Source organism: Terrimicrobium sacchariphilum (genome assembly GCF_001613545.1).
Lineage (GTDB): Bacteria > Verrucomicrobiota > Verrucomicrobiia > Chthoniobacterales > Terrimicrobiaceae > Terrimicrobium > Terrimicrobium sacchariphilum.
Genome location: NZ_BDCO01000002.1, coordinates 3275247 through 3295374 on the forward strand (window position 1 = coordinate 3275247; position 20128 = coordinate 3295374).

A 20128-nucleotide genomic window follows, 5' to 3' on the forward strand; every position below is an offset into this window, starting at 1 on the left:
CGTTATTTGAGTTCTCCCAAGGCGAGCCCCGCCGGGATTGCCGCCGGCTGGCGGCAGGTGGTTTTCAGCGTGATCGCGCGCCCGGTCTCGCCGGAACGCAGGATCGACTCCATGATGTCCACAACATGCAGGGCGAGTTCGCCGCTGGCGCGATGAAGCCGCTCCTTCGTGATGGCCACCGCCATCTCCGCGACTCCGTACCCGCGCCCCACCTTGTCTTCAAAGGCCAGCGGGACATCGCTCCAGTCCTCATCCCCTTTGCGGAAGACCCGCACCGCTCCGCCGAAGGTGTTCGGGTCCGGACACGAGAGGGAACCCTCCGTGCCGTAAACCTCCATCAGCGGCAGGCTGTGCTTCCACACGTCAAAGCTCATCGTCAGCGTCACCTGCACGCCGCTGGCAAACTCCAGCAGGCCGGTGATGTGCGTCGGGGTCTCCACCTTGATCTTTTTGCCCTGTAGCGGCTGGCTCGTGATCACGCGCTCCCTGAAGCCGGTCAGCGAAAATCCCGCCACCCTCTTGACTGCTCCCAGCATCGTCACCAGCGCCGTGAGGTAATACGGCCCCATGTCAAACAGCGGCCCGCCGCCCTTGTGGTAGTAAAAGGCCGGACTGGGGTGCCAGCTCTCATGCCCATGGCACACCATGTTGGCCGTCGCGGCCAGCGGCCTTCCGATCTCGCCGTCTGCGATCAGTTTCCGGCAGGTCTGAATGCCTCCGCCCAGCACGGTATCCGGAGCGCAGCCCACGTAGAGCCTGAGCTTCCGCGCCTCCTCGAGCACCTTGCGCCCCTCTGCCGTCGTGAGCGAAAAAGGCTTCTCGCAATAGACATGCTTTCCCGCCCGTAACGAGGCGAAGTTGATCTCCACATGAGCCTGCGGGATCGTAAGATTCAGCACGAGATCGACCTCGTCATCGTCCAGCAGCTCCGCCACGGAACAGACCTTCGCCACGCCATGCTTCTCCGCCTTCGCCGCCGCCTGTTTCGGATTCAGGTCCGCGCAGGCAACAATGCGCGCGTAACTCGCATAGGGAGCCATGTTGGCAAAGTACGCATCGCTGATCGCCCCGCACCCGATGAGGCCGATACGGATGGGAAGTTTGGAGGAGATTATTTTCGCCATCGCCTGTATTTTGATTATTTTTCCATCCTAGCCGATCCAATCACCACCATGGAATAGACCGGATTTCCGAAAATATGGACTTAATTACCATGCACTGGGCTGCCTATCCGCGGCAGTTTCCATCCTCCATTCCCGTGCAAAACACCGGCTATTTCCCGGCCAAGACCAGTTGGATCGATCTCGCGTTCCCCTCGTGCAACTTCTCCCTCATCCTCTCGGGTACGGGCGAGTTTCACCGCAAGGGAGCACGCCACGAGGTCCTCGCCCCCTGCGTAATCACGCAGTGGCCCGGCGAGCATGTGCATTACGGCCCCGCTCCGGGCTCCACCTGGGAGGAGTTTTATCTCATCTATGGCCCGGAGCACATGGCGGCATTTCGTCGCATGGGATTTGTCCATACACCGCGACCGGTCTGGCCGATCCGCAACCTCGGGGAGGTGCGCCTCCAGGTCGATAAACTCGGTGCCCTGATGAAATCTCCCGAACCGGAGACCGAGGTCGATCGCGCGGACAGGGCCTGCGAGCGCCTCGTGCTGGAGACCCTGGTCGGGCCGGGCCCCACGGACGACACCGTGGTCGAGAAAATCATCCGGCACTTGAAAAAGGATCTCGCGCAGCCGTGCGACTTCGGCGCGGTCGCCCGCCGCCACGGCATGTCCGCCTCCACCCTGCGACGCCGCTGGTTCGAGACCACCGGCGAATCTCCCGGCCGCTACCTTCTCAATCTCCGCATCCGCCAGGCCTGCCGCCTCCTCGCCGAGACCCGCCTCTCCATCGGCGAAATCGCCGCGCAAACCGGCTTCGAGGATGCGATGTATTTCTCCCGCCGCTTCCGCATCGAGACGCACACCACCCCGTCGGACTATCGCAGGCGCAACGCCTCCGGTATGCACTGATCCCAACGCCATTCGGCCAACCCACTGAAGCGAAAATCCGCTGTGTTACGCAGCTTCAAGTGGCGGAAATTCAAAAAACACGTCTTTTCTTCCCTTTCAATTCTGAGGTCAGACTGGATTTAGAAATCCCGAAGACTCAAGAAAAACTTCCGAGAACCTCCTAAAAGCGGTTGTTCCAAAAAATTGATTTCGCAAGCACTGCAAGCGCAAGAACACCCAATCCGATTAGCCCGAACACCCAGAACAGATGGGTGACGTTGCCACCACCACTCCAGGCGGCTCCCATACCTGCCAGCACTACTATGAACCCCGCACTGACAAAAAAGAGGAGCCCTGCCAACAAAAACAGAGGAATCGCGAACCTCCATCGTATCCTGCTTGATGCCGTAAAGCCGAGAACAAGCATCCCAAGAAACGCCGGACCGAAAAGGCTCATTCCAAATGATGAACCCCAGGCCAGCGTGTAAGTGACGTCTGGATCGTAAAATATCTGATATCCGTAAGTTCCATTTTTCTGGAGATCATTTCCCTGGAGCAGAATTGATTTCAGATAATAATCCGAACGACCTTGTTCTGCGGCACTCCGGTATAAGCTATACTGTATTGAGGAATTCTGAACTGCCTGATTCTCGTGATCGTGCCACGCGCGGCCGTCCGACTTGTAACCAAAAGACGCATACTCGGTCGTCCGCACATCGACTGGATAGTTTTTCTCGGTCCACTGAACAGGACGCTCTAGTTGTCCGGATTTCCAATGAATGGTGTTAAATTTCTGCGGCTGATACCACGCTCTGGTTTGAGAAGCTCCGTCAGCTAGAGCTACAAGATCCACAACAAACCATCGATCTTTAGCCTGAAGGATCAGGTATCTCCGATCAAGAGATACAGATCCTGCAGAAATACTGAAATCCTCTTTCTCCTCTGCTGAACTGGGTCCGACAAACTGCCTATCAAAGCGTACGGTCGTGCATAAAACAAAAACGAGGCAAAGAACGATCGCTATGAAAACTCGAACAAACTTCATTTCACCGTATTACCTGCCGCGGCGTGGGCGAGTCGGATTCGGCGTATTCATCCACGCGCATGGGCTTCCAGTGGAGGTTGGGCTTGTCCATGATCGGGATTTCCTTGAGCACCTCGAGGCGCACCTTGGCGATGCCCCGGTCGTACATCCCGAGGCGGCGGGCCGCGCCGATGGAGAGGTCAATGACCCGTCCCCTCTTGTAGGGGCCACGATCGTTGATGCGCACGATGATGGATTTGTTGGTCTTCAGGTCGACGACCTTCACCTTCGTGCCAAAGGGGAGCTTTTTGTGCGCGGCGGTCAGTGCATTGACATCAAACCTCTCGCCGCTCGCGGTGCGTTTGTCCTTGTACCACGAGGCGATCCCCGTCTCCACCTTGACCGGTTTCGAGTCGTACAGCGTCGTCTTGAGATGACGACTTGCCGGTGGCTGCGTCGGCAGCGTGGAGCACGACGCGAGCAGCAATACGGCCAGAGTGGGGAATACCAGTCGTAGCATGGGGGGGATAGGGGATCAGACTGACGGCGAGGTTTCAATATCATACGGAGCCAGCCGGAATTTCAATTCCGGAGGCACATGCGCCGTCACCAGCGCCTCGTCCCCCTCGTATTCCATCGAGAGCACATGGCCCACCCGGTGAAGCTCCGCCAATACCGCCGACTCCGTATTCGGAATGCGGAACCTCGCCCGCATCCGCCAGGAGGAAAGCCGCAACTCCAGCTCCTGGAAAAACTCGTCCATGCCCTCGCCCGTCCGGGCCGAGATGGCCACGCTGCCGGGGTAAAACCGCAGGTAACCCTCGATCACCTCGCGGTCCCCGATCGCGTCGATCTTGTTAAAGACGACGAGCGTCTGCTTCCCGTGCGCCCCCAGCTCCGCAATCGTTGCATCGACTGCCGCCATTTGCTCGCGGCATTGCGGGTGGCTCAGGTCGACGACGTGAATGAGCAAATCCGCGAGCTGCACCTCCTCCAGCGTCGCCTTGAAGGACTCGATCACCGTGTGCGGGAGCTTGCGGATGAAGCCCACCGTATCGGTCAATAAGATGCGCTGCCGGTTGGGCAGCATCATCTGGCGCGTCGTCGGGTCGAGCGTGGCGAAGAGCTTGTCCTCGGAGAGCACGCCTGCATTGGTCAGGCGGTTGAGGAGCGACGATTTGCCCGCATTCGTATAGCCGACGAGCGCGGCCACGGGCCAGTTGCGCCGCAATCGCCCCTCGCGCTGCACCGTGCGATGACGGCGAACCTCCTTCAAATCCCGCTCCAGCCGCGCGATGCGCTCCTGCACCCGGCGGCGGTCGACCTCGAGCTGCGTCTCGCCCGGGCCGCGCGTACCGATGCCGCCGGACTGCCGGGAAAGGTGCGTCCACATGCGGGTGAGGCGAGGGAGCAGGTATTGCAGTTGCGCGAGCTCGATCTGCAAGCGCCCCTCGCGGGTCCGCGCCCGACGGGCGAAGATGTCGAGGATGAGTTGCGTGCGGTCGAGCACCTTGCGGCTCGTGAGCATCTCGAGGTTGCGCCCCTGCGCGGGCGAGAGTTCGTCATCAAAGATCAGCGCGGTCACCTGCGCCTCGCCGCACTTGCGGGCCACCTCCTCGGCCTTGCCCTTGCCGATGTAGTAGGGCGCGGTGGGGCGGTCGAGTTTCTGGACGACGGTGTCGACGACCTGCGCTCCCGCCGTAGCCGCGAGCTGGCGGAGTTCCGTGAGCGAATCCTCCACGTCCCAGCGCGTCACGCCCTCACGCTCCAAGCCGACCAGGATCGTCTTTTCGTGAGGAGAGCGCCGGGAATCTGTCATGCGCTCGCGCCCAACGCCTGGCGGGCGAGGGATAGGGACTCGGACATGGGGAGGGAACCGGTCAAATCGATGTGAGGAAAGCTAAACTGGTTCCGAAACCAGGTCAACTGGCGCTTGGCATACCGCCGGGTCGAGAGAACCATCGCCTCCTTGCACTCCGCCTCGGTCATTTCGCCCCGCAGCATCGCCTGGATTTCACGCAGCCCGATGGTCATCTGCGCCGTCGGACCCACCGGCCCGAGCGCCCGCACCTCGTCCACCGCGCCTCGGGCAAACATCGCGTCCACCGTGGCCCGGATACGCGCCTCCAGTTCCCCGCGCTCGCGTTCGAGGATGATGCCTCGGAAACCGGGTGCCTCGGGATTCTGCCATTCCTTGCGCAGTTCCGCCGCCGAGCGCCCGGTCAGCAGGAAAATTTCCAGCGCCCGCACCACCCGGCGCGGGTTTTTCAAATCAATGCTCGCTGCCGCCGTCGGATCGGCTTTTTCCAGCCGCTCGCGTAAAACCTCCAGCGGAAGGGCGTCGAGTTCCTGGCGCAATGCGGGATCGGGAGCCGGCAGGTCGGCGATGCCGTGCGTAAGGGCCTTGATATAAAGCCCCGATCCGCCGCAGATGACGGGGATCTTTCCCCGGGCGGTGATTCCCACCATCGTCTCCCGCGCCAGCTGCACAAAGCGCGCGGCGTCAAAGGGTTCCAAGACCGGGAGGAATCCGAAAAGATGATGCGGCGCGCGCTCACGCGTCTCCGCATCGGGCTGGCTCGTCAGCACCGCCAGGCCGTCATAGACCTGAAAGGCATCCGCACCAACAATTTCGCCGCCGAACTGGTGAGCCAGCTCGGCGGCGAGAAGAGTTTTGCCGACCGCAGTAGGGCCGGCGACGATTATGGGTAAATTACTGCTCAGGCTGACGCTGGCGCTCGGGGCGCTTTTCGTCGACTGCCTTGGCTCCGCTGACCACGAGCTTGCGGCCCATGTACTCCTTGTCATGCAGCTCGGCGACGGCGCGCTTGGCCTCGTCGACGCTCTGCATCTGGATGAATGCGAAGCCCTTGGACTTCATGGTGTACTTGTTTGCCACCACTTCGACGTTTTGGACGGAACCAACGCCATTGAAGAGCTCGAACAGGTCGCTCTCCGACGCATCAAACGACAGGTTACCGACGTAGATGCGGGCGCTGGTGACCTCGACGACCTCCGGCTTGCGGAAGCCGCTGGGACGTTCGACGGGCTGCTTCGCGGCCCTCGCCGGACGCTCGCTCTTCGCGGGGGCCGTGCTGGCGCTGCTGCTGCCGGTGCTCGTCGTACTGCGGCTCGAGGCTGGCTTCTTCGCCGAGTCTCCGCCGGTAAAAAAGCCGACGATCTTCTGCCACAGGGTTTTCTTCTGGGGTTTCGCTGGGGTTTCCTGGCGCGGACGGGAGCCGCCACGATTGCGGCTGGACCGGCGATCGCCTCGCCGAGGAGAACGGCGACCGCGGGTGGGTGTGTATTCGGATGACATTACTATGTTTTGTTACGTGGGAGGACGCCGTCCCGGGATTTTTCATCTCCCGGATGCGGGGTCCATCTGTTGGGGCCTCCGGCGGGGCTGTTTTTTCCACACGCACCCGCAAAAAACGGGCAGCGGAAAACAAAAAGACAGCCATGCACAAAGCGCCACCCATGAGTAACTTCCAGATACAGGGGGCGATTCCTTGTTGCATTTCGCTAGACGCCTGAGGCTTGCGTAAGCTGTCGTAGATTGCCTCCCTTGGCAAGAGGCATTTCTCCTCCGCAACCATCGAAAAACCTCGCAACTTACTCCCTCATAGGAGGTTTATTCCTCGATGCTCACTCGCCAGAATGCCCTCGCCGCCCTCATCGTTGTGATCGCCGGGATTATCGTCTGGCGAGTTTTCTTCGTTCACGATGGCGTCACCCTTGATTTTGACAATGTTCCAGCCGCCAAGGTCGTAAAATCCCTGGAGCACCAGACGGGAATCACGCTCGTCACCAATGCCGACCTGACCAAACCGATGTCGATCCACATCCACAAGGCGCCCACCTTCGAAGCGATCAATACCGTCGCCATCCGTCTGGGCGGCGATGCCCGTCTCGCCTATATTGCCGCGCCGGACTCCCGCAAGATTACCGAGGCCATCGCCTCTTATCAGACAAGCAGTAATCCTGGAGGCTGGACCGCATTTACCGGATTCGGAGGTGGTGGTCCACGGGGCCAGCAACCTGACGGCGCTCAACCTGGGAATCCTCCCTCAGCCGATCAGGCTGGAGGCAACCGCCCGCCTCGCGGCAATCGCAATGGCGGCGGCCAGAACGATACCGCAGGAGCACAACCGGGCGGGGGAAATCCCGGCGGCGGCGGACCCGCAGGAGGAAACTTCGGCGGCGGATTCGGTGGAATGGCGGGCCTGACCGATGGCATGATTGATCCCCGTCTTGTCCTGTGGAAATACACCGTCGAAGACGACACGAGCCTGCAGTCGACTCTTTTTCAGGGTTCGGTAAAAACGGGAGCCCTCTTCGCCTCGCCCGTCGACTGGAATCCTCCAGTGAATGGACTCCCCTCCAGCGCCAAGGTCACCGACATGGCCCGTGCCATTGCCAAGGCCTCGAAGGGCAAGGTCGAGGAGGTTTTCCTCGTTTATGTCCGCCCCGACGCTCCTCCAGGAGGCGATGAGGAAGGCGGCCCTCGGTGGCGTCCGCCGGTCACCATTTTTTCCCCTGCTCCGGGAGGCCCGGTCGGCCCCGCCCGACCTTTCCGCCAAGAGTGGATCGCCGAGCGCACGGAGAACCAAATCGCCCTTCTCCCTCCCGACCAGAAAGCACAGGTCCAGAAGGACATGGAGGAAATGCGCGCTTTCCGGGAAAGTCTGCGGGGCCTTTCCGAGGATGAGCGCCGGGCCAAGATGGAAGAGTTCTTTAATCGACCGGACGTTCAGGAACGCATTGATGAACGCATGTCCCAGAGGGAATCCCAGAGTTCCCCCCAGCAGCGCGAAGCCCGTTTTCGCAACTACGTCCAGCGCCGCGAAGCCGCCAAGACCGCAAACAATCAGGGAGCGAACAATCAAGGCAATCGATAAATGCACCACCGCACCGCACTGAACTCCGGTTTCACCCTTGTCGAGCTGATCGTAGTAATCGCCATCATCGCCCTGCTCGCCACGCTTATGATGCCGGAGGTGGAAAAAATGACCGAGCGCGCACGTAGCGTCGCATGCATGGGCAACCTCCGCTCCATCGGCACTTCGGTGAATACCTACGTCATCGAGAATGACCAGACCTTTCCCTTTATCGAACCCAACCCGAACGACCCCGTCTATACCGGTGAAGTCGAGGCCAAACCGATGCTCGCCGAACTCGAACCCTACGGTGTGACCTCGAAAGTGCTCAAATGCCCCGATGACCGCACCTACTTTGCTGCCACCGGTTCCAGCTACCAGTGGGTTCCCATCATCGATGGCGAAAGCAAGATCAACCCCCAGGTCTACGGACGCCGCGGCGCTCGCCGCGTAAACCCCGCCCGCATGCGCCTATGCATCGACTTTGAGGCTGTCCACTTCAACCGCTGCAACCGCCTCTATGCCGACGGCCATGCCGTCGCCACCCTGAAGTAACACGCTCAGCTTTCCTTCACTGGGGGATTTTGCCAGTCTCCCGGGCGTGAAATCCCCTCGCATCGCCGTCGTTGGCAGTTCCAATACCGATCTCGTCATCACCTGCGCCCGCCTCCCGCAGCCGGGCGAAACCCTCCTCGGCGGTGACCTCCACCGCTACGCCGGAGGCAAGGGGGCCAACCAGGCTGTCGCCGCCGCCCGTGCCGGGGCCAAAGTCTCCTTCATCGGCGGGCATGGCGCTGATGACTTTGGGCGTGCGGCCAAGGCTGGCCTCCGCGCCGAGGGCATCGATGTCCGCCACTTCCGCTCCTCGGAAAAACTCCCCTCCGGCGTCGCCCTCATCCTTCTCGGCAAAAAGGACCGCCAGAACCAGATCGTCGTCGCGGACTCCGCCAACGCCATCACGCCCGCCGACATTGATCTCGCCGCTCCCGACTTGCAAAAGGCCGACGTCATCGTCGCCCAGCTCGAGACGCCCATTCCCTCCGTACGCCGTGCCGCCGAGATCGCCCGCGAGGCTGGGATTCCCTTCGTCCTCAACCCCGCCCCCGCCTTCCCGCTGCTTGCAGCGCTTTACCGTCTCGTCGACACGCTTACGCCCAACGAACACGAGGCCGCCCTCCTCACCGGCCTGACTGATCCCGAGCAGGCCGCCCTCGCCCTGCGCAAGAAAGGCTGCCGCCGCGTCGTCATCACCCTGGGCACCCGCGGCGCTCTCCTCTGCGATGAGGACGGGTTTTTCCATGTTCCCGTGCCGAAGGTGAAACCCCGCGACACCGTGGGCGCGGGCGACTGCCTCAATGCCTGGCTCGCCGTCGGTATTGCCGAATCCCTCCCCATCCGGGAAGCCCTTCGCCGCGCCGTCCACGCCGCCAGCCTCAAGGTGACCCGCCTCGGCGCGCAGCCCGGCATGCCACCCCGTGCCGATGTCGAGGCCTTCCTCCGCCGCAAGTCGCGCTAAGGCTCCCCGGCGCGGTTAACTCCCTGTCCGGGATCAGGTAGCACAAGCAGTTCGCCTTCATTTTTCCGACCTTCGCGAAATCTCGATAATAAGACCCCGTCTCATTTGCTAGCATTAGCAAACTCTGCCTTGCGTTGACTAAGCAACAGGCCCTAGGTTCCCGCAGCCCATGTCACCGCTCCGACCAGCAGCGGCTTTTTCACCGGTCGTATTGACGACCCTCAACCTCACACTCGGGAGCTGAGAATGATTCGCAAATCCAATTCCTCCGAAAACCCCGCACCGTCCCACCATTCCATCACCGACCACGAAGGCATCGTCGAGGTCGTGCCCCGCGACGCTGGCCGGGTCGAGATCGCGTTTGATCCCGCCCGCCTTTCCGAAACCGACGTCCGCAACATCGCACTTGAGCACATCCAGCCGGATGCGTCGTTGCAGCGGTTCGCCCTGCGCCTCGACGGGCAGGCCTGCGAGGCTGCCGCCGCCAAGCTGGAGCGCCGCATCGAGAATGTCCCCGGTGTCCGCCGCGCCACCGCCACCTACATCGGACGTGTGCTCTGCCTCACCTTTGACAAATCCCTCGCCAGCGAAGCCTCCGTCCTCGCCGGAGCCCGCGCCGCCGGGGCCGACGTGCGCCCGCTGGAGCCCCGCCGCGCCGCAAAGCCCACCCTCTGGCAGCGCGCGAAGTCCGGCGATCTGAACGAGGAAATCTCCTGCGCCATCGGCCTCGTCTTTCTCATCGCCTCCTTCATCGTCGAGCGTGCGGTGGCGAAGCACGGGCTCGCCGACTGGCTCTACCTCGGCGCTTACATTTTCTGCGGTCAATACGGCGTGCGCTCCGCCATCGCCTCGCTGCGCGAGAAGACGCTCGACGTCGACGTGCTCATGGTGCTCGCCGCGCTCGGTGCGGCGGCGGTCGGCTCGCCTTTCGAGGGCGCGCTGCTCCTCTTTCTCTTTAGCTTCTCCAATGTCCTCCAGCGCCACGCGCTCGAGCGCACGCAGAATGCCATCGAGTCCCTCCTCACCCTCCGCCCCGAGACCGCCCTGCGCAAAACCGGCTCCGCCACCGAGAGCGTCCCGGTGGATTCGCTCCAGGTCGGCGATATCGTCATCGTACGCCCCGGGGAGCTGATTCCCATCGACGGCGACGTGGTCGAGGGCTCGAGCAATATCGACGAGTCCAGCCTCACGGGAGAGTCCATACCCGTGCCGAAAACCGCCGGTTCGCCCGTCTTTGGCGGCACGCTCAACCAGTCGGGCGCGATCGAGATTCGTGTGAACCACCGCGCGGAGGATTCCACCCTCGCCCGTATGGTGCGCCTTGTCGCCGAGGCCCAGGCGGAGAAGTCCAACACCCAGCGCTTCCTGGAGAAAGCCGAGCAGGGCTACGCCGCAGGCGTCATCGCCTTCACCGCGCTCGTGCTCCTGGTTCCGTGGCTGCTCTGGCACGAGGACTTCGCCTCCTCGTTCTACCGCGCCATGACCGTGATGGTCGTCGCCTCCCCCTGCGCGCTCGTCATCAGCACCCCGGCAACCGTCCTTTCCGCCATCGGCGGCGCGGCCCGGCGCGGCGTGCTCATCAAAGGCGGCGCACACCTGGAGACCGCCACCCGCGTCGACATCGTCTGCCTCGACAAGACCGGTACGCTCACCGTGGGCAAGCCGACCGTCACCGACATCGTCACGGTGGGCGGCAGCCATTTTGCCCTGACCGCCCCGCTCCCCGCCGCAGGCGAACAGCTCCTCGCCACCTGCGCGAGCCTGGAGGCGAAGTCCGAGCACCCGCTCGCCACCGCCGTCGTCCACGCCGCGCAAAAGGCGGACCTCACGCTCTCGCCCGCCCTCGATTTCCAATCCTCGCCCGGTCGCGGCGCGGATGCCCTCATCGACGGCGTACGCTACGTCGTCGGCAGCGAGCGCCTTTTTGCGGAATCCTCCGCCTCCGGCATGGACGCGCTACGCGCCGCCTCGCTCGAGCTGCAATCCTCCGGCAAATCCTGCATCTGGCTGGGCCGCCGTCTCGCCGATGATTCGCTCGCCGTGGAGGCCATCTTCGGCCTCGCCGACACGCTTCGCCCCGAGGGCCGCGAGATCGTCCGCAAGCTCCACGCCCTCGGCGTGCGCAAGGTCGTCATGCTCACCGGCGACCAGCAGCCCGTCGCCGCCGCCATCGCGAAGGAAGCGGGTATTGACGAATTCCACGCCGCCCTCCTTCCCGCCGACAAGGTCGCGGCCATCCGGCAGTTGAAAACCGAGGGCACCGTGATGATGGTCGGCGATGGCGTGAACGACGCGCCCGCCCTCGCCACCGCCCATCTCGGCGTGGCCATGGGTGCCGCCGGGACGGACATCGCGATGGAAACGGCCGACATCGTCCTCATGGGCGACCGCCTCGACAACATCCCGCTCCTCGTCGGCATCGCCCGCCATTCCCGCCGTGTCCTGATCCAGAATCTCACCTTCGCCTCCGGCGTCATCCTCGTCCTCCTCGCCGCCAGCCTCGGCTTCGCCCTGCCCCTGCCATTGGGCGTCGTCGGCCACGAAGGCAGCACCGTCCTCGTCTGCCTCAACGGCCTGCGCCTCCTGGTATACAAAGGAAAAAGCTAGCCGAAGTCGGAACGAACAGCTCCACGCTTACTTGCACAGAAGTACGAAGACAGAAGTTAAACAGAAGGAAGCAAAGGAATCGAAGGGCTGAAGACCTCTACCAAAGCTCGCAAAGGCTTGGTATCGGGTGTTAAAGCGGCGTTTTTAGAAGGAGAGGCGCCCGAGAAGAGACGTAGGGCCGGCATCCTGCCGGCCTGCGAGTTCGGCTGCGTAGTCACGGCGCATGACAGTGCAAATGCGAAAAAGGTCTCTCCGGCATCCTCACACAAAATGCGCGGAAGCAAAAAAACTTCCGACTTCCGAAATCCCACTTCCGACTTCGCATCAGTCGAGCGTCCGCCGGTACCGCATCGCGCCAAAGGCCATCACCACGACGCCGAAGGCGAGGATCGGCCACAAGTCGGGCCAGATATCAGCAAAGCCGTTGCCCTTGAGCAGGATGCCGCGCAGCACGCGGAGGAAGTGCGTGAGCGGCAGCATCTGGCCCAGCGTCTGCGCCCACTCCGGCATACCCCGGAAGGGAAACATGAAACCCGAGAGCAGCAGCGAGGGCAGGAAGAAGAAAAACGACATCTGCATGGCCTGAAGCTGGTTCGTCGCCAGGGTGGAGATGGTAATACCAACCGCCAGCGTGGCCGCGATGAAGCACAGCGCGCCGAGATAAAGCAGCCCGAGATTTCCCACCATCGGCACCTGGAACAACACCCGCGCCGCCAGCAGGATCACCGTCACCTGCACATAACCCACGACGATGTAGGGAATGATCTTTCCCGTCATCACCTCGATCGGCACAGCGGGCGTGGCCAGCAGGCTTTCCATCGTGCCCCGCTCGCGTTCGCGCGTCACCGCCAGCGCCGTGATGACCACCATCGTCATCGTAAGCACCACGCCCATCAGGCCAGGCACGATGTTGTATTGCGTGAGGCGGTCGGGATTGTACATCAGGTGAATCCGCAATTCCGCAGGCCCGGGCTGGGCGGTGAACTTCTGCAGCGGCCCCTCCAGGTCGCGGTCAAAGGCCGTGCGCGCCACCTCGTTTACCACCTGCACGGCGGAGCTCACCGCCGACGGGTCCGTCGCGTCCACCTCCATCAGCATCGGAGGCCTTTCGCCCCGCACCAGCCGCTGCGAGAAATCGCTCGGCAGGCTGAGCACGAACTGCACATCGCCGCGCGCCAGCGCCTGCCGCGCCTCGTCCTCATGCTCGAACTGGTCGACCACCGTGAAGTATTGACTCTGCTCCAGCGCGTGGGCGAAGGACCGGACAAACTGGCTGTTGTCCGTCGACAGAATCGCCATCGGCAGGTGCTTCGGGTCCGTGTTGATCGCGTATCCGAAAAGGATCAGCTGGATGATCGGGATGCCGAACATCATGGCAAACGTCAGCCGGTCCCTCCGCATCTGGATGAACTCCTTGCGAATGATGGCAAAGAACCGGTGGATGCTGAATCCGTTCATCGGAAATTATCCTCCGAGGTTTGCATGAGTCCGATGAACGCATCCTCCAGCCCCGGCTCGATCCGCCGCCAGGTCTGGCGGTTGCTTGCCCGCAGCGCCGCGATGCCGCGCTCCAGCGCCGCCTCGTCGCGACCGCTTACGTGCAGCTTGTTGCCAAAGGCCGTGACCTGCTCGACGCCCTCGCGTCCGTGCAGTTCCTTCGACAGCGCACCGAGCTCCGGCCCGGAGACCTCCCAGGTCGCCAGCCCCGCCGAGGCCAGCACGTCGCGGAGCGTGCCCATCGCCAGCAGCTTGCCGTAGGCGATGTAGGCGAGCCGGTGACAGCGCTCGGCCTCGTCCATGTAGTGCGTCGTCACAAGCACGGTCAGCCCGTCGGCGGAAAGGCGGTGAATCTCCTCCCAGAAATCACGCCGCGCCTTGGGGTCCACGCCCGCCGTCGGCTCGTCGAGGAGCAGCAGCTCGGGTTGATGAATGAGGCACGCCGCCAGCGCCAGCCGCTGCTTCCACCCGCCGGAAAGTGTCCCGGCCAGCTGGCTGCCGCGCCCTTCGAGACCCATCGAGGTCACCGTGCGCTCGACCGCCTCGCGGGCGTTTTTGATCTGATAGATGTCGGCGACAAAGCGCAGGTTCTCCGCGATGGTCAGGTCCTCGTAGAGGCTGAAGCGCTGTGTCATGTAGCCGACGCGGCGCTTGATCTGGTCGCTCTCCGTCAACACGTCGCAGCCCAGGCACGTGCCGCTGCCGGAGTCCGGCTGCAACAGCCCGCAGAGCATGCGCAGGAAAGTCGTCTTGCCGCTGCCATTCGGCCCGAGGAAGCCGTAAATCTCCCCGCGCCGCACCTGCATGGCGAGGTTGTCCACCACCACGCGGCCGTCGAAGGACTTGGTAATACCCTCGACATCGATTGCGAGTTCCTCCGTCACGGCTGTTTGCGTACGACCTCGACCGGCGCGCCGGGGTGCAGTTGTTTTGCCTGATCGGGCGCGAGCCGGACCTCGGCGAGGAAGACGAGCTTGTTGCGGTTCTCGCGGCTATAGATGATGGGGAGCGTGTACTCGGCTGAGGGCGAGACAAAGCTCACCCTGCCCTCCAGCGGAGCCGCCAGCCCGTCCATGCGAATCTCCACCGGCGCGCCGATCTGGAATTCCCCCAGCCGCTCCTCCGGCAGGAAGAACCGCACTTTCATATATTCGGGAGGCAGGATCGAGGCCACGGGCGAACCCGCCGCCACCCACTCGCCGGGACGGTAGTAGGTATCATAGACCAGCCCGCCCGCCGGGGCCGGCTGCACCTTTTGCGAAAACCGCCAGTTTGCCTGCGCCAGGCCGCGCTCGTAGGCGTTCACGTTGTGCTGGGCCGCGAGATATCCCTGCTCCGCCGCATCATAGTCCTCCGACGCGATCACGCGCTTGTCGCGCAGGCTCTTGGCCCGGTCGTAGTCGAGCTTGGCCTTCGAGAGCCGCGTCTGGCTTTCGCGCAGCGAGGCCTCCGCCTGCTGCATCGCCTCGCGCTCCTCCTCGCGCTCGAGGCCAAATAGCTCCGCTCCCGCCTGCGACTGGTCGCCGCGCTGCACCTTCAGGTCCTGCAACTGCCCCGCGATGGGTGAGGAGACGTACACCATCTCGCCCTCCGCGTAACCCGACAGATGCTCGTTGGTCTTGTCGCGGTTGTGTGTGAGCCAATACGCCGCGCCCCCGCCGATCAGCAGGACGAGGATCAGCGGACGCAGTACCGTCGCCGGTTTTTTCTTTTTCATTTCAGCACCTCCCGGGCCTTCTCGGTGAAGACCCCTTGGAAAATCACGCGCAGGATTGTGTCGAGCGCCTGCACCGGCGGCATGTCGAGCGTCATCATGTTATCCACCCGCAGGATGCCCTGCACGCATGCCACCAGCATGCGGACCACCATCACCGGCTTCACATCCTCGCGAATGAAACCCTCGCGTATCCCCTCCTCCAGCAGCCCGCCGAGATACTTCGGTATCGCCTGCGCCCGGTACTCCTCCACGATGCGAAAAACCTCCGGCGTGTACCGCCGCAGATCCTCGATAAACGCCGGACTCACCTCGCCCAGCCTCCGTTGCATGCCGAGCATCAGCCCGCGCACCTTCGCGTCAAAACCCGCCTCCATTGCCAGCACGGCGCGAAACTCCGCGTCCACCCGCTGCACCCGGCGGCGCATGATCCCCGCCACCAGGTCGTCCTTGCTGGCAAAGTGCGCGTAAAGCGTCTTCTTGCTCATCGCCAGCTCGCGGGCCAGTTCGTCCATCGAGACACGATGAAACCCCCGCGACAGAAATATCCGCTCCGCCGCGTCGAGGATTCTTCCCTCAGTCGAAGCCGGCATTTCGGAAACCATGGAAACTATAATCGTTCATTAAGTTTCCACAAGCAACAAAATTACGCTCTCATGGGCAAATATCGCCAAAATCGCCGGCTACCAGTCGGCGTTGTTTCCGCGGGTGTCGATGTGGGTGAATCCCGCGTACCGCCCCACGCCTCCGGCAAACATCCCGCTTGAGCGCATCGCTCGAGCCATGGCCGCCACCTTCCCGGGAGCGCAGGGAAACACGATGTCGATCGCATTGTTGCGCATGTGGAAGGAATTGCTCTTCGCACCCGGGCATTTCGCATTGTAAGCCGGGCTCCGATAGACGGATACGACGTCCTTGACCTGAAGGTCGAGGCGGTCTGCCAGGGAATCGATCACCTTGAGCGTCGAGCGCACATTTGGCCACATCGACCTCGGCGGCAGCGAGTTGTGCACCATCCCCCGGATATGCGTGTGGGGCTCGATGAGCTGCCGTACCGATACGAACTTCAGGTGCGCCTTGCGTAAAAACTCGGCATACGAGGGTAGCATCGGCCCGAGCGTCGCCTGCCAATCCGCAGGAATCCTCAAAGCCTGCAACGTCGAGGGCGATGCGTTCGTATAACTGGAGAAGAAACCCATGAAAGCCTCAGATCGCGTCGTACCGGCAAAGAGTCCCGCACCGGCAAGAGCAAGCAGCCGCAGCGCCGAACGCCGGCCAAACTGTGCCCCGAGAGGCTCCGTAGTATGAGATGTAACGTCAGAATTGCTCATTATCGGAGTTGGCCGCTAACAAAACACACTTTGGTCAAACGCAAAATACTTTCTCGTTTCAGCCAGTTTTCTAGCAACTTTCACGCCACGTTCACCCCATGTACTCCGTAAAAAAAATGTGGGAGCGGTCAAAAAGTTGGGTTTTTTGAAAAAATGAGTTCCCCAAACTGGAATGCTTGGTTAACCACATCCCCGGTGAGAGCAAGAGGTCTATCTTTCTATAGTTTTTTGACGACCTGTTTATTGATGGCCGTCGGGATGACCGGAGTCCATGCGCAAGGCGCAGGCGCCGATCTTCCGACCCACATGGTCGCGGACATGTTCAAGCCTCTGTCACGTCCGGCAGAGATGATCCATGAGACATCGCTTCTCGTTCTGGTCATTTGCGCTGTCATTTTTGTCGTTGTCGCAGGACTCCTCCTGTACATCGTGGTGCGCTTCCGCAAGAAGGCGACCGACAACACCCAGGAACCACCCCAGATCTACGGCAGCACGAACATCGAGCTCGCCTGGACCGTCATCCCGATCCTCATCACCGTGGTGTTGATCCTCGTGACCAGCCGCACGATCGGTGAAGTGCAGAACGCCAAGCTCCCGGAGGATGCCCTCCAGATCCGCGTCGTAGGTCACCAGTGGTGGTGGGAGGTCCACTACCCGCAGTACGGTATCATTACCGCCAACGAGATTCATATCCCGGTGAGCAGCAAGGATCCCCAGAAAGCCCGACCGACCGAACTGATCCTCCAGTCCGCCGACGTGATCCACTCCTTCTGGGTGCCTCAGCTCGCCGGAAAGACCGATCTCATCCCGAACCGCACCAACAAGATGTGGGTTGACCCGTATACGATCGGCACCTACTTCGGCAATTGCGCCGAGTATTGCGGTACCCAGCACGCCAACATGCTCCTGCGCGTGATCGTTGACACCCCCGAAAATTTCGAGAAGTGGGTCGCCAACCAAAAGGCTCCCGTCCCGCCCCCGCAGACTCCGCAGGAAATCGAAGGCCGCCGCCTTTACTACGCGAATGCCTGTGTAAACTGCCATACGATCGGCGAGAGCGTTTCCAAGGGAATCTTCGGCCCCGACCTCACCAAACTCATGACCCGCCAGACGATCGGCGCGGGCGTTGCTCCGCTGAACCACGAGAATCTCCTGAGCTGGGTCCGCGATCCGCAGATCCTTAAGGTCGGCTGTCTCATGCCGAACATGCAACTCCTCGATAACGAGGTCGAAGCCATCACGGCCTACCTCGAAACGCTGAAATAATCATGGCTAGTGAAACGATCGTAGATCCGGACTTTAAAGTCCCTGCGCCCGAGCGTGTGGGCGAGGAAGGCAAGACGTGGTCCCACGTCATCCAGAACCTGGTCTTCACCGTCGACCACAAGAAGCTCGGCTTGATGTATATCGGCTCGGGCCTGCTCTTCTTCGTCGTGGCTGGCATCATGGCCACGCTCATCCGCGTCCAGCTGTTTTTCCCGCGCAGCACTTTCCTCGACCCGGATGTCTTCAACCGTTTCTTTACGATGCACGGCACGGCCATGGTGTTCCTGGTCGGCATGCCGATGATCTTCGGTTTCGCCAACTACCTGATCCCGATCATGATCGGCACGCGGGACATGGCGTACCCCCGCCTGAATGCCTTCGGCTTCTGGGTGTTTTTCTTTTCCGGCCTCCTGTTGTACTTCAGCTACTTCGGTGCCCCCGGCCTCTACAATGCCGGTTCCGCTCCCGATGTCGGCTGGTTCGCCTATTCGCCGCTCACGGCAAAGGCGTTCTCCCGCGGACACAGCACGGATTACTGGACCCTCTCGATCCTGCTCGGCGGTATCGGCAGCTTGGCAACCTCGATCAATATCCTGGTCACCACCTTCTGCCTGCGCTGCAAGGGCATGACTCTGGGTCGCATGCCACTTTTCGTGTGGCTCTTCGTCGTGGTGGCCTTCCTGGTCATCATCGCTCTGCCGCCTCTTTCGGCCTGCCAGATCATGCTCACGCTCGATCGTTACCTCGGGGCGAAGTTCTTCGACACCCAGGCTGGCGGCGACGCCGTCCTGTGGCAGCACTTCTTCTGGATCTTCGGGCACCCCGAGGTGTACATCCTGATCCTTCCCGGCTTCGCCATCGCAAACGAAATCATCCCGGTCTTCTCCCGCAAGCCCATCTTTGGCTACCCGATCATGGTGGCCGCCACGGTGATGATCGCCTTCATTTCCCTCGGTGTGTGGGCTCACCACATGTTCACCGTCGGCATGACCTCGCTGGGCAACACCTTCTTCGCCATCTCCACGATGGTCATTGCGGTGCCAACCGGCATCAAGATCTTCAACTGGCTGGGTACCATGTGGGGCGGCAAGCTTCACTTCGAACTCCCGATGATCTTCTGTCTGGCGTTCCTCTTTCAGTTCCTGATCGCCGGTCTTACCGGTGTAATGCTCTCGGTGGTGCCGTTTGACTGGCAGCTGAGCGACTCGTACTTCGTCGTCGCCCACTTCCACTACGTGCTCATCGGCGCGTTGCTCTATACGCTCTTCGCCGGCATCTACTACTGGTACCCGAAGGCCTTTGGCCGCATGCCCAATCGCAAGCTCGGTTTGTGGCACTTCTGGCTCTTTACCATCGGATTCCACCTGACCTTCTTCCCTCAGCACATCTCGGGCTTCCTCGGCATGCCTCGCCGTATCTTCACCTACGAGGCTGGCCGTGGATGGGAGATCTGGAACCAGCTTTCCACCATCGGCGTGATCATCCAGATCCCGGGCATCCTCTTCTTTGTCTTCAACCTCATCTACTCGTATTTCAAGGGCGAGGAAGCAGGCGACGATCCGTGGGATGCATGGACCCTCGAGTGGGCCACGACCTCCCCTCCGCCGGAATACAACTTTGAGAAAACACCGGAAGTGCGCAGCCGCCGTCCTCTGTGGGACCTGAAGCACCCCGACGACCCTGACTGGAAATTCGAATGAGCTCCGCTGAACTGACCAACACTGACTCCGACTGGAAGCTGCCATCACAGCGCAAAGTCGGGATGATCTGCCTGATCATTACCGAATCCGCGCTGTTCACCATCTTCGTCGTCGCCTACGTCTGGTACATGGGCAAGAGCCTCAACGGACCCTTTCCCAAGGAAGTTCTGCACGTGCCCTGGCTCGCGAGCATCGCGCTCTTCGGCAGTTCCTTCACCGTGACGATCGCGGAGAAGTTCCTGCACAAGGGCAACCGCGCGCTCTTCCACGTCTGGTGGCTCCTTACCATCGCACTGGGCGCGTACTTCGTCTACTTCACCGGGGCGGAGTGGTATCACCTGATCTACAAGGAAAACCTCACGATCAGTACCAACGTCTTTGGCTCGACCTTCTACGCGTTGGTCGGCCTCCACGCCAGCCACGTCATTATCGGCCTCATCCTGCTCTCGATCGTCGTGATCTCCAGCTTCCGCGGGAAACTGGATCCCGGCCACTCCGAGCACGTCGAGATGATCGCGTGGTACTGGCACTTCGTCGATGCCATCTGGGTCGTCGTTCTCACTCTGGTCTATTTCATCAGCGTCAACTACTAGG

At 61.8% G+C, this 20128-nt stretch carries 19 protein-coding genes; 8 read left to right on the forward strand and 11 right to left on the reverse strand.

The features are described from left to right. Window positions 1–2: 2 nt before the first annotated feature. Entirely contained in the window at window positions 3–1124 is a 1122-nt protein-coding gene (locus TSACC_RS15360; RefSeq protein WP_075080116.1) for a Gfo/Idh/MocA family protein, read from the reverse strand. Between the two features lie 74 nt (window positions 1125–1198). Here TSACC_RS15360 and TSACC_RS15365 point away from each other — a divergent pair, with 74 nt between their 5' ends. Continuing rightward, the gene (locus TSACC_RS15365) at window positions 1199–2020 is read left to right on the forward strand and encodes a helix-turn-helix domain-containing protein (protein WP_084400519.1); all 822 of its coding nucleotides are present in this window, start codon (window positions 1199–1201) and stop codon (window positions 2018–2020) included. Between the two features lie 160 nt (window positions 2021–2180). Here TSACC_RS15365 and TSACC_RS15370 read toward each other — a convergent pair whose 3' ends face one another. Genes TSACC_RS15370 through TSACC_RS21340 form a run of 5 tightly spaced genes read right to left on the reverse strand, consistent with a single transcriptional unit; the run spans window position 2181 to window position 6342 of the window. Beyond that, the gene (locus TSACC_RS15370; RefSeq protein ID WP_075080118.1) at window positions 2181–3044 is read right to left on the reverse strand and encodes a hypothetical protein; all 864 of its coding nucleotides are present in this window, start codon (window positions 3042–3044) and stop codon (window positions 2181–2183) included. Between the two features lies 1 nt (window position 3045). Further along, on the reverse strand, window positions 3046–3543 hold the full coding sequence (locus tag TSACC_RS15375) for a septal ring lytic transglycosylase RlpA family protein (protein WP_075080119.1): 498 nt from the start codon (window positions 3541–3543) through the stop codon (window positions 3046–3048). 15 nt (window positions 3544–3558) lie between these two features. Then, window positions 3559–4842 (reverse strand): GTPase HflX, encoded by a 1284-nt coding sequence (gene hflX / locus TSACC_RS15380; protein ID WP_075080120.1) that lies wholly within the window; start codon window positions 4840–4842, stop codon window positions 3559–3561. Continuing rightward, window positions 4839–5831 (reverse strand): tRNA (adenosine(37)-N6)-dimethylallyltransferase MiaA, encoded by a 993-nt coding sequence (miaA, locus tag TSACC_RS15385; RefSeq protein ID WP_075080121.1) that lies wholly within the window; start codon window positions 5829–5831, stop codon window positions 4839–4841. Before miaA ends, hflX begins: the two co-directional genes overlap by 4 nt. Further along, entirely contained in the window at window positions 5737–6342 is a 606-nt protein-coding gene (locus tag TSACC_RS21340) for an RNA recognition motif domain-containing protein (protein WP_084400520.1), read from the reverse strand. The genes miaA and TSACC_RS21340 overlap by 95 nt, the downstream gene beginning before the upstream one ends. A 325-nt stretch (window positions 6343–6667) precedes the next feature. Here TSACC_RS21340 and TSACC_RS15395 point away from each other — a divergent pair, with 325 nt between their 5' ends. The 4 genes from TSACC_RS15395 (at window position 6668) to TSACC_RS15410 (ending at window position 12026) form a co-directional block, all read left to right on the forward strand. Beyond that, window positions 6668–7924 carry a hypothetical protein gene (locus tag TSACC_RS15395; RefSeq protein ID WP_075080122.1) on the forward strand — a complete coding sequence of 419 codons (1257 nt, stop codon included), beginning with the start codon at window positions 6668–6670 and terminating at the stop codon, window positions 7922–7924. Then, a complete protein-coding gene (locus TSACC_RS15400; RefSeq protein WP_075080123.1) occupies window positions 7925–8458 on the forward strand; it encodes a type II secretion system protein in 534 nt (177 codons plus the stop codon). Between the two features lie 46 nt (window positions 8459–8504). After that, window positions 8505–9419 (forward strand): ribokinase, encoded by a 915-nt coding sequence (locus TSACC_RS15405; RefSeq protein WP_075080124.1) that lies wholly within the window; start codon window positions 8505–8507, stop codon window positions 9417–9419. A 246-nt stretch (window positions 9420–9665) separates the two neighbouring features. Then, the gene (locus tag TSACC_RS15410; RefSeq protein WP_084400521.1) at window positions 9666–12026 is read left to right on the forward strand and encodes a heavy metal translocating P-type ATPase; all 2361 of its coding nucleotides are present in this window, start codon (window positions 9666–9668) and stop codon (window positions 12024–12026) included. Window positions 12027–12350: 324 nt separating this feature from the next. Here the strand turns inward: TSACC_RS15410 and TSACC_RS15415 are convergent, their stop codons facing one another. From TSACC_RS15415 to TSACC_RS15435, 5 genes are all read right to left on the reverse strand, one after another. Further along, on the reverse strand, window positions 12351–13484 hold the full coding sequence (locus tag TSACC_RS15415; RefSeq protein ID WP_075080125.1) for an ABC transporter permease: 1134 nt from the start codon (window positions 13482–13484) through the stop codon (window positions 12351–12353). After that, entirely contained in the window at window positions 13481–14407 is a 927-nt protein-coding gene (locus TSACC_RS15420) for an ABC transporter ATP-binding protein (protein ID WP_075080126.1), read from the reverse strand. The genes TSACC_RS15415 and TSACC_RS15420 overlap by 4 nt, the downstream gene beginning before the upstream one ends. Then, complete coding sequence (locus TSACC_RS15425; protein WP_075080127.1) at window positions 14404–15240, reverse strand: HlyD family secretion protein; 837 nt, start codon at window positions 15238–15240, stop codon at window positions 14404–14406. Before TSACC_RS15425 ends, TSACC_RS15420 begins: the two co-directional genes overlap by 4 nt. Then, window positions 15237–15830, reverse strand: a complete 594-nt coding sequence (locus tag TSACC_RS15430) for a TetR/AcrR family transcriptional regulator (RefSeq protein WP_169809667.1) — start codon at window positions 15828–15830, stop codon at window positions 15237–15239. The genes TSACC_RS15425 and TSACC_RS15430 overlap by 4 nt, the downstream gene beginning before the upstream one ends. Window positions 15831–15920: 90 nt before the next feature. Beyond that, window positions 15921–16568 carry a YcbK family protein gene (locus TSACC_RS15435; protein ID WP_075080129.1) on the reverse strand — a complete coding sequence of 216 codons (648 nt, stop codon included), beginning with the start codon at window positions 16566–16568 and terminating at the stop codon, window positions 15921–15923. 258 nt (window positions 16569–16826) lie between these two features. On the opposite strand from TSACC_RS15435, the gene coxB reads away from it, so the two are divergent. Genes coxB through TSACC_RS15450 form a run of 3 tightly spaced genes read left to right on the forward strand, consistent with a single transcriptional unit; the run spans window position 16827 to window position 20127 of the window. Then, entirely contained in the window at window positions 16827–17834 is a 1008-nt protein-coding gene (gene coxB, locus TSACC_RS15440) for a cytochrome c oxidase subunit II (protein WP_075080776.1), read from the forward strand. A gap of 2 nt (window positions 17835–17836) precedes the next feature. Then, window positions 17837–19534, forward strand: coding sequence for a cytochrome c oxidase subunit I (gene ctaD / locus TSACC_RS15445; RefSeq protein ID WP_075080130.1), 1698 nt, complete (start codon window positions 17837–17839; stop codon window positions 19532–19534). Beyond that, window positions 19531–20127: a cytochrome c oxidase subunit 3 gene (locus tag TSACC_RS15450; protein ID WP_075080131.1), complete on the forward strand. Its 597-nt coding sequence runs from the start codon at window positions 19531–19533 to the stop codon at window positions 20125–20127. The genes ctaD and TSACC_RS15450 overlap by 4 nt, the downstream gene beginning before the upstream one ends. Window position 20128 lies beyond the last annotated feature (1 nt).

Excerpts from the sequence above, each read along its gene's own strand:
- TSACC_RS15375 (WP_075080119.1), bottom strand. The coding sequence starts at position 3,543 with ATGCTACGACTGGTATTCCCCACTCTGGCCGTATTGCTGCTCGCGTCG.
- TSACC_RS15430 (WP_169809667.1), bottom strand. The coding sequence starts at position 15,830 with ATGCCGGCTTCGACTGAGGGAAGAATCCTCGACGCGGCGGAGCGGATA.
- TSACC_RS15360 (WP_075080116.1), bottom strand. The coding sequence starts at position 1,124 with ATGGCGAAAATAATCTCCTCCAAACTTCCCATCCGTATCGGCCTCATC.
- TSACC_RS15415 (WP_075080125.1), bottom strand. The coding sequence starts at position 13,484 with ATGAACGGATTCAGCATCCACCGGTTCTTTGCCATCATTCGCAAGGAG.
- TSACC_RS15395 (WP_075080122.1), top strand. The coding sequence starts at position 6,668 with ATGCTCACTCGCCAGAATGCCCTCGCCGCCCTCATCGTTGTGATCGCC.
- coxB (WP_075080776.1), top strand. The coding sequence starts at position 16,827 with ATGACCGGAGTCCATGCGCAAGGCGCAGGCGCCGATCTTCCGACCCAC.
- TSACC_RS15410 (WP_084400521.1), top strand. The coding sequence starts at position 9,666 with ATGATTCGCAAATCCAATTCCTCCGAAAACCCCGCACCGTCCCACCAT.
- TSACC_RS15425 (WP_075080127.1), bottom strand. The coding sequence starts at position 15,240 with ATGAAAAAGAAAAAACCGGCGACGGTACTGCGTCCGCTGATCCTCGTC.
- TSACC_RS15370 (WP_075080118.1), bottom strand. The coding sequence starts at position 3,044 with ATGAAGTTTGTTCGAGTTTTCATAGCGATCGTTCTTTGCCTCGTTTTT.
- TSACC_RS21340 (WP_084400520.1), bottom strand. The coding sequence starts at position 6,342 with ATGTCATCCGAATACACACCCACCCGCGGTCGCCGTTCTCCTCGGCGA.
- ctaD (WP_075080130.1), top strand. The coding sequence starts at position 17,837 with ATGGCTAGTGAAACGATCGTAGATCCGGACTTTAAAGTCCCTGCGCCC.
- TSACC_RS15400 (WP_075080123.1), top strand. The coding sequence starts at position 7,925 with ATGCACCACCGCACCGCACTGAACTCCGGTTTCACCCTTGTCGAGCTG.
- miaA (WP_075080121.1), bottom strand. The coding sequence starts at position 5,831 with ATGACAAGGAGTACATGGGCCGCAAGCTCGTGGTCAGCGGAGCCAAGG.
- TSACC_RS15365 (WP_084400519.1), top strand. The coding sequence starts at position 1,199 with ATGGACTTAATTACCATGCACTGGGCTGCCTATCCGCGGCAGTTTCCA.
- TSACC_RS15435 (WP_075080129.1), bottom strand. The coding sequence starts at position 16,568 with ATGAGCAATTCTGACGTTACATCTCATACTACGGAGCCTCTCGGGGCA.
- hflX (WP_075080120.1), bottom strand. The coding sequence starts at position 4,842 with ATGACAGATTCCCGGCGCTCTCCTCACGAAAAGACGATCCTGGTCGGC.
- TSACC_RS15450 (WP_075080131.1), top strand. The coding sequence starts at position 19,531 with ATGAGCTCCGCTGAACTGACCAACACTGACTCCGACTGGAAGCTGCCA.